Annotated in this window: 11 protein-coding genes and 2 pseudogenes; 7 read left to right on the top strand and 6 right to left on the bottom strand. The window is 60.1% G+C overall.

Annotation, left to right across the window (positions count from 1 at the left end; all coding sequences use genetic code 11):
- From NW806_RS10640 to NW806_RS10660, 5 genes and pseudogenes are all read left to right on the top strand, one after another.
- Window positions 1-189, top strand: a pseudogene (locus tag NW806_RS10640) (hypothetical protein); the annotation flags it as partial.
- Between the two features lie 58 nt (window positions 190-247).
- A complete protein-coding gene (locus tag NW806_RS10645) occupies window positions 248-700 on the top strand; it encodes a hypothetical protein (RefSeq protein ID WP_414411084.1) in 453 nt (150 codons plus the stop codon).
- Window positions 701-1,010: 310 nt separating this feature from the next.
- Window positions 1,011-1,232 (top strand): hypothetical protein, encoded by a 222-nt coding sequence (locus NW806_RS10650; RefSeq protein ID WP_414411085.1) that lies wholly within the window; start codon window positions 1,011-1,013, stop codon window positions 1,230-1,232.
- A gap of 247 nt (window positions 1,233-1,479) precedes the next feature.
- A complete protein-coding gene (locus tag NW806_RS10655; protein WP_414395057.1) occupies window positions 1,480-2,121 on the top strand; it encodes a hypothetical protein in 642 nt (213 codons plus the stop codon).
- Window position 2,122: 1 nt separating this feature from the next.
- The gene (locus NW806_RS10660) at window positions 2,123-2,482 is read left to right on the top strand and encodes a DUF3493 domain-containing protein (protein WP_414411086.1); all 360 of its coding nucleotides are present in this window, start codon (window positions 2,123-2,125) and stop codon (window positions 2,480-2,482) included.
- A gap of 19 nt (window positions 2,483-2,501) precedes the next feature.
- Here the strand turns inward: NW806_RS10660 and NW806_RS10665 are convergent, their stop codons facing one another.
- Window positions 2,502-2,858, bottom strand: a complete 357-nt coding sequence (locus tag NW806_RS10665) for a hypothetical protein (RefSeq protein ID WP_414411087.1) — start codon at window positions 2,856-2,858, stop codon at window positions 2,502-2,504.
- A 200-nt stretch (window positions 2,859-3,058) separates the two neighbouring features.
- Here NW806_RS10665 and psaC point away from each other — a divergent pair, with 200 nt between their 5' ends.
- Window positions 3,059-3,307, top strand: coding sequence for a photosystem I iron-sulfur center protein PsaC (gene psaC, locus NW806_RS10670; RefSeq protein ID WP_011429399.1), 249 nt, complete (start codon window positions 3,059-3,061; stop codon window positions 3,305-3,307).
- Window positions 3,308-3,481: 174 nt separating this feature from the next.
- Here the strand turns inward: psaC and nadD are convergent, their stop codons facing one another.
- Together nadD and ruvA are read right to left on the bottom strand one after the other, a co-directional pair.
- Entirely contained in the window at window positions 3,482-4,105 is a 624-nt protein-coding gene (gene nadD, locus NW806_RS10675) for a nicotinate-nucleotide adenylyltransferase (protein WP_414411088.1), read from the bottom strand.
- Window positions 4,102-4,716 (bottom strand): Holliday junction branch migration protein RuvA, encoded by a 615-nt coding sequence (gene ruvA / locus NW806_RS10680; RefSeq protein ID WP_414404721.1) that lies wholly within the window; start codon window positions 4,714-4,716, stop codon window positions 4,102-4,104. The genes nadD and ruvA overlap by 4 nt, the downstream gene beginning before the upstream one ends.
- A gap of 96 nt (window positions 4,717-4,812) precedes the next feature.
- On the opposite strand from ruvA, the gene NW806_RS10685 reads away from it, so the two are divergent.
- Window positions 4,813-5,718, top strand: coding sequence for an alpha/beta fold hydrolase (locus NW806_RS10685; protein ID WP_414411089.1), 906 nt, complete (start codon window positions 4,813-4,815; stop codon window positions 5,716-5,718).
- Between the two features lie 82 nt (window positions 5,719-5,800).
- Here the strand turns inward: NW806_RS10685 and NW806_RS10690 are convergent.
- The 3 genes and pseudogenes from NW806_RS10690 to NW806_RS10700 form a co-directional block, all read right to left on the bottom strand.
- Window positions 5,801-6,077: pseudogene (locus NW806_RS10690) on the bottom strand (HNH endonuclease); the annotation flags it as partial.
- Between the two features lie 45 nt (window positions 6,078-6,122).
- Window positions 6,123-6,995, bottom strand: a complete 873-nt coding sequence (locus tag NW806_RS10695; protein ID WP_414411090.1) for a DUF4335 domain-containing protein — start codon at window positions 6,993-6,995, stop codon at window positions 6,123-6,125.
- 17 nt (window positions 6,996-7,012) lie between these two features.
- Window positions 7,013-7,630, bottom strand: a complete 618-nt coding sequence (locus tag NW806_RS10700; protein WP_414404717.1) for a DUF3038 domain-containing protein — start codon at window positions 7,628-7,630, stop codon at window positions 7,013-7,015.
- Window positions 7,631-7,724: the final 94 nt, after the last annotated feature.

Raw genomic sequence — 7,724 nt, forward strand, 5'->3', positions numbered from 1 at the left:
GTTCACATCGTGCAGGTATTGGCGTTGGTGCATTGGGCTAAGTACACCGATTTTAGCTTCATCCCCGAACGGATCCGGCCCTATCTTGGCAATACCCTAAAGCTGGGGTATGTGCTTTTGGCTTTCATCTTTTTCGCCCTCAACCAAATCCTCACTTGGCGCTATGCCCACCATCTCTGGGTAGCTTGAATCAACCTGGCTAGGGATTAAGATGTGAGGGATCCCGACTTCTCACCAACTGAGAGCTGTGGCGTTTTCTTCTCTCCGCAAGTGGCCTCGGCGGAAATCGTCCCTGCGGGTGGCTCAGCCCATCGAGCCCACCAAGATCTACCCCTGCCCGTGTTACCAGCAAGGCCAGCTGCGCCTGATCACCCTAACTGAGGCCTTCGGGTGCAGCCGTTGCCAGCATATCTTCGCCATTACCCCCGACCGCCTGCACATTGAGCAGTTGGCTGTTTCCTATCCCTACCGCAAGATCTGGTTCTGGAACGGCCAGCAATGGGTGCTGCGGCGGGAAAATACCCTCCAGGGATCCATGCTCTTGGGCTTGACCCTTAGCTTGGGGGTTGTTTTGGCCGTAGGGTTTTTTGGCGCGGTGCTCTTCCCCAGTCAAACGCAGTTGCTCAGTTGGTTCCTGATTCTTTGCCTGTTGCTAACGCTGTTGATGGTGACGGCAATCCTGCTGCTGCGGCGGCCTTGAGATGCTTGGGATCGTGGCCAGCCCCTGCGCCTCCGGGATCCTCAGTTTCAGCCCTTGGGGATCTAGCCATTTCTCAGGTCTGTCGCCGGTCGGCTAGGTAGGAGGGAAGCAGGTGACCGATTTTGGTTCAGCCTTCGAAAGGGACCATCCAGCCCGCTCGAGACCCCACAGCCGATCCTCAAGAGGACTTGCTGCTGTTGCTGCTGCAGCAAACCCGCTACGTGGCCGCCCCGGCTGGGTGGAGTTCCTGTTGCAGGCTAGCAAAGTGCCGATCCTAGCTACCCACCTGGGCTACACAGCTTCCTGACCTTTGGCGAAGTCGGCTTTGCTGGATCCTTTGGCTCGCTATGGCCCAGAAGGGATCTCTACCCTTGGGCTGCCAATCCACGCCGACTGGGCCGCTAGCCACCTGCCAGCTCTGGTCGAGGCTTCCCATGTCCAGGCCACCGCTCCTATCCTGGAGGAGTTTCCGCAGCTCCAGCCGCTGGGGGAAAGGCGTCGCCATCTGCACCTCCAGCTGTGGCGGATTTGACAGAGGCCATCGCCTCGCAGCTACCATCAGTCGGAAACAGCCAATCGGCGGCCTAGCGCTTTCTGGAGGAAGTGGATGCGGCTCTCATTCTGGAAGCCCTGAGCCCGGTGAAAGGAGTGACCCAGGGCGACCTGTAGTCCCGCCAACCCCCTTCTCCAAAGCTGGCCAGATCAGGCGAGACTGAAGATAGGGATCCACTCCCAGCTTGTCATCCTACAGAGCCCAAGCGACTAGGGGGGGAACTCCTTTGGGGATTGATCTACGCAGCTACGTGTTCTTGGATCGGCTCCAGCCCCAGTACGCCGCCTACTTGGGCACGGTGGCCCAGGGCTTCTTGCCCCTGCCAGGGGACACTTCCCTCTGGGTCGAAATCTCCCCCGGCATCGAGATCAACCGCGTCATGGACATTGCCCTCAAAGCCACCTCGGTAAGGCCAGGGTTGCAGGTGGTGGAGCGCCTCTACGGCCTCTTGGAGGTTCACTCCAGTAACCAGGGGGATACCCGCACGGCTGGGCAGGCCATCCTAGCGGCTTTGGGGGTAAGCGAAAAGGAGCGCCTAAGGCCGCGCATCATCTCCAGCCAAATTATCCGCAACATCGATCCCCACCAGACTCAGCTAATCAACCGTTTCCGCCGCGGCCAGATGCTCCTAGCGGGCCAAACCCTCTACATCCTGGAGGTGCAGCCGGCAGGCTATGCTCCCCTGGCCGCCAACGAGGCAGAAAAATCGGCCCGGATCAACATCCTCGAGGTAATGCCCTTTGGCAGCTTTGGCCGCGTGTACTTGGGCGGAGAAGAGCAGGACATTCTGGCCGCCTGTCGGGCCGCTGAGGAAAGCCTGGCGGCAATTTCTGGCCGGGACCCCTTGCTGTTGCCTGAGGAGGTATAGAATGACAGGACCGCATCCCAAGCCTTCACCCAAAGCCAGGCCGCCTCTGTCACCCAGTCGGGATCCCACCCTGGAGCGGGCAAGGTTGCTTGCCGAAGTGGCCGCTCCCTACCGCAGCTTGCGCCGCTTTATCTACCTGGCGGTGGGATTCTCGGCCACAGTTGGTGCGTTGGTGTTTTTCTTTCAGGCCTTGGCAGGGCGGGATCTAGAGACCACCTTGCCCAGCTTGGTCCTGCAGTTAGGGATCCTGGCTGGCGCCATCGGCCTAGAGAGGCTAGAAAACCGCTCCCACCAGAAGGTGATCAGACAGGTAAAGCAACGCTTAGGCATCCAGCAGCCCCCACCACCTGGAGAGGGCTAGTTGCCCGTCTGCCAGTTCCTTAGTCATCTTCATCCTCATGAGCCCTGGGCAAGTAGCGGCGCTGAACTTGGCGGTCGGGATCCACCTCTGCCCACTTTTGAACAATTTGGACACCCAGAAAGGTGAGAAAGGCCCCCAAAGCCACAAAGGTGAGAGGTGGGATCGCCAGGATCGCCACCGCCACCAGCACGTAGATGGCCACCTTGGGCAGAGAGGGATCCACCCTCCAACCGCGGCGGTACACCCAGTTGGTGAGCTGCTGATCCCAGCGGCGCAAGCGAGGGACGTTTTCTGTGTAGATCTCAGCCAAAATGGGTCCAAGACGGCGCAGCTGGCCTTGGGCTTGCTGTTTCCAATCCCGCAGCGAGTGTCTCATCGGGAGGATCCCTTGCCCTATCCTTCCTCAGGCCATCCTAGCCCAACCCCACCAGCAGTCCGCGGGGAAGACGGGGGATGTAAACATTTGCATCGGAGATTGGGGTGGCTGGACAGGACTACAGTACACTGGGGGCACCTGCGCAGTGGTTTTGCTGCCGCGCTCTTCGGTAAATTGAACTGCTCGACTGGAGAACACCAATGGCTCACACGGTCAAGATCTACGACACCTGCATCGGCTGTACTCAGTGCGTGCGGGCTTGCCCCACCGATGTGTTGGAAATGGTGCCCTGGAAGGGGAACAACAAAGCCGGCATGATCGCCGCAGCCCCCCGCACCGAAGACTGTGTTGGCTGCAAACGCTGTGAAACCGCTTGCCCCACCGATTTCCTGAGCATCCGCGTCTATCTGGGCCCCGAAACCACCCGCAGCATGGGCCTGGCTTACTAAGCAGGTTGGGTTGCAGTTTTCACTGGAGATTGCCTGCTCGCTCAAGCCCCTCCCACCATAGGAAAACAGCACCTTTGAACCTCAGCCTCTCCTCGACGGGAAAAAAAGTTGGGCGAGCCGTTGCTGTAGCCAGTTGGTTTATTCGGAGAGGAGGGATCCCTCCTCTTCCTTTCTTCAAGGGTCGAGATAGAGTCGGTGTTGGCGAATGTAGTGCTCCACGGCGGGGGGTACCAAGTAGCGGATGGATCCCCCTTTTTGGATCTGCTGGCGCAGGTAGGTGGAAGAAAGGGTTAGGGTAGGGGCTTCCAGGATCTCCGCCTGGATGGGTAGCTTCTCAGCCACCGCCCGCAGCACCTGGGCAGCGTCGCCAGCATCAAGGCGAGGGGCAACAATCCACTGACAGAGGCGGGCCAGCTCCTCTGCCTGGTACCACTGGGGCAGATCCCGCAGGGCATCCACGCCGATAATCCAATACCACTGGGTATTAGGCTGCTCCTGGATGAGGCAGCGTAGGGTCTCGATAGTGTAAGAAGGGCCGGGACGGCGGATCTCCAAGTCCGAGCAGGCAAAGCGCTCATGGTCAGCAATGGCCAGCTTTACCATGGCCAGGCGATCCTCTTTGCTGGCGCCCCCAGCTAAGGGCTTGTGGGGTGGATCCCCTGCCGGCATCCACAGCACCTGATCCAGGTTGAACTGCCAGAGGGCTTGCTCGGCCATGATCAAATGGCCGTGGTGGACGGGGTTAAAGGTGCCGCCGAGAATGCCAACGCGGCGCTGCTTGGGAGCAGAGGAACTCATGGCTGTTGGCTGAGGTAGCTGATGGCATCGCGCAGCCAATCCTCTGTTTGCCGGGGCTGGGGTGGCAGGGCTTGGAGGGCTGCTTGGATTTCCTGGGGGCTGTAGCCAAGGGCCAGCAAGGCCATTTCCACCTCTTCGCGGATAGGGGAAGGCGGCCCCCCCGACCAAGGCTGATTGGCATTCTCCAGGCCTTTTCGCCAGTGGGCCAATTTGCTTTTTAGCTCCAGCGCCAGCCGCTGGGCGGTCTTGTGTCCTACCCCTGGAGCCAGGGAGAGGAGGCGGGCATTCTCAGTTACCACTGCCTGGACCAGCTCCGGTAGGGCAAAGGTGTTGAGCAATGCCAAGCCTAGGGCTGGCCCCACCCCTGGTACTTTAATTAGTTCCGCAAACAGATCCCGCTCCGCTGCCGAGCCAAACCCATACAACACCAGCTCGGTCTCCCGCACGAGCAAATGGGTGAACACTCGCACGGGCTCCCCTATGGGGGGCAGTTGCTTGAGAAAACGTGCCGGCGCCTGGATGCGATAGCCGATCCCTTGCACCTCTAGAGTGAGGCTGCTGCGCTCTCCCAGTTCCACAGCAACAAGATGACCTGTTAAAAATGCGATCATTTGCGTATCCAACCCGTGTTTAATACTCTGACCCGTAGCCTTCGGAGTTGGCCAGGCAAATCTACTAGGATGAAGAGAAGCTTGCGAGCAACCCTTATGGCTTCAACATCGGCACTGGCCACTCCTATCTCGGCCCGCTGGATTTGGCGAGGGCAGTCTGTCCATTATGTCGAACAGGGCGAGCAGGGCCAGCCTCTGCTGTTGGTGCACGGCTTTGGAGCCTCCACTGACCACTGGCGCAAGAACATTCCCGAATTGGCGCAACACTACCAGGTCTATGCCATTGATTTGCTTGGCTTTGGCCGTTCCGCCAAGCCCAAGTGGAACTACGACGCTGAGCTCTGGAAAGACCAACTGCGGGACTTCTGCCAACAGGTGATCCGACAGCCAGTGGTGGCCATTGGCAACTCCCTGGGCGGCTATGTGGTGCTCAGCCTGGCAGCGGAGCATCCCGAATGGGTGCGGGGTGTGGTGCTGCTCAATGGAGCCGGCGGCTTTTCCACTGCCAAGGGATCCCGGCAGTGGCTGGGCAAGCTGGTGGGTTGGAGTCTGCGTCAGCCCTTGGTGTCTTACCTGTTGTTTCAGTACTTGCGCCAGCCCCGGGTGATCCGGGCCAAGCTCAAGCAGGTCTACTACCATCAGGCGGCAGTGACAGACCAGCTGGTGGAAGACATTCACCGGCCTACGCGGGAGCCAGGGGCGGTCGATGTGTTTGTGGCTCTGATGCGCGGCGGACAAAAAGGACGCTACGTGGACGAGCTGCTGCGCAGCCTAGCGCGACCCCTGCTGCTCATCTGGGGCGAGCGGGATCCCTGGATGCGGGTTCGCGAGCGCTCGCAGCTCTACCGCACTCACTACCCCACGGCAGTGGAATACTTCTTGGAAGCTGGCCACTGTCCCCACGATGAGTGTCCCGCCGAGGTTAATGCCATTATCCATCGCTGGATCGAGGAGAGGATCCCTTCCCCCTCCCCGCCAGTGCCCCCATCCATGAGGATCTAGCTGAGGTTGTCCAACGGCTGTGGCGGCAAAGCTTCTTCCAGGCCAATGGTATACTTCAGCCACTTCTCAGGTATCGCTGCCGCCGCAGGATCACGGGATCTAGGGTGAGGTCTTCACCATAGCAGCCGCAGTATTGGCAGCGGTGCCCATCGCGATGGAGGACATTGCGCTGCGTCAGGGGAATCCAGTAGTGGCGAAGACGGATGGCTGTAGGCAGAGGAAGTTGCCGTAGACTACTCTACCGTTGTGCCCGATTTGCTCAGCCTTGCCCTTGAGCAGCGCGATAGCCCGGCGCAACTGGTGATGTTGAGCGGCTCGTAGGAGGCATTGGCTACCAAAACCTTGCCCGTGCTGGGGATCCCCACCCCGCTCCAGAAGGCGCCAGCTCCTGATTGAACCCAGCTTTACTGGACTGCGGCCACTTCCACTTGGTCAGCCGGCCCCAGGCTGACGCGAAACTGCCTAGCCCCCCTTGGCAAGGGATCCGGCGCTACCTCAGGCACGTCGGCAAAGGGGGTTATGGCGCGGCGCTCCCGAGCGGGCGCATTCTCCGGCTCGGCAGCCAAGGGGAATCCCGTCTCATCCACCGTTACCCGGTAGACTAAGCTCTCCTGCAAACCTGGGGGAGACTGCCACCGCTGGGCCAGGGTACTCTCCAGACGCTGCTGGAGATCTCCAGCGGCTTCCGGCGCAGTGAGCTGCTCCTGGGGTGAGGAGGGAGGAGGGGGGGGATCCCTGCGGCTGACCCAGAGGCCAACCCCAGCCGCCAGGACAATCCCGCCCGCCAGCAAGGCAGCAATTGCGGTGGGCTGTCGATACCAAGCCGGCGTCGGCGGCGTTGCCAGTTTGCCCAGTTGGGGCAGATCTTCAGCCGCCTGCGAGAGGTTTTCCAGGAGGTCATACAACTGCGTCGTCGACAGATCCACCTGGGCAATGCGATCCTCCCCCTGCCGCACCGTAAGGCGGTGGGAAATAAAATCCAGCGGGCGGATGGCCGCCGTACCACTGAAAGTTCCCTTGGGCGTACCGCTGAGCTGGGATCCAACGTAGCGGTCGATCACCGTGATCAAATTCTTAAGCCAAACGCTGTCTCCCTGCAGAGTTTTGGTGGTCTCTCCCTGGCGGATTTCCAGCTGACACTCAAAGTTGCTCTCAATCGCTTGTAATGGCAACCTAGCAGAGCCATCAACTGGCCGGGAAGGGAGGGGCGCTTCCCCGCGCACGGTGAGGGTCGAGGTGGGCTGGTGATAGGTTTGGCTAAGGGTGAGGCTGGGCATAATTCCAAGGCTGAGGGCTAGGAAGAGGGCAGGGCATCCGATCCTACCTTGCTGCTGGCAGGGAGATCCATCTCAGGGCGATTGAGCAAGGCTTTCCACAGCCGCTCTGCTCCTCTGGGGCTACTGTAGAACAGCAGCTCAATCAGGATGCGCAGAGCCAGTTCGGCAAGGCTATCCTCATCGCGGACATCCCCATCCACCATACGGCTGCGGTAGTGGGAGATAAACTCGCCTAGATAATCGCCCACCAGCGGCTGACGGAAAGGGCTAAGCTCCTGCTTGAGGGCAGCTTCCAGTTGCTCCAGCGTGCTACGGATACGGGCCTGTTGCTGGGCTGCCAGATAGGCAATTACTCTGGCCAGGGCGCGGGCCTCTGCGATCTCGACTTTCTTGGGTTCACCGCTAGTGCGGCGGAGGGGATTGGCGTTGCGCAGGCGCCAGAGGGCCACCCGATCGCCAATGTACTCTTCTAGGTTCAGGGCCTTGGCTGCTGCCAGAACGGCCTCGGAACTCTCCCCGCTCAAGGACTCCAGGCCCAACAACAGCAAATCCAAGTGGGCTTTGATGGCTGCAGTAGCTGTGGTGGGGCCAAGGGCTTGAGGATCTAACTGAATCTGCCTAGGTTCCACTGTCACGCTGTTAATGGGAACTTTTAGCTCGGATAGGACTCTATGATCTCCTCTCCAGGGTAAACTCGCAACCCACCTCTTTGCCTTGGGCAAGAGCTCG

Origin of the sequence: Synechococcus sp. W65.1 (assembly GCF_047461615.1) — a bacterium.
In the GTDB taxonomy this organism is placed as follows: Bacteria; Cyanobacteriota; Cyanobacteriia; order Thermostichales; family Thermostichaceae; genus Thermostichus.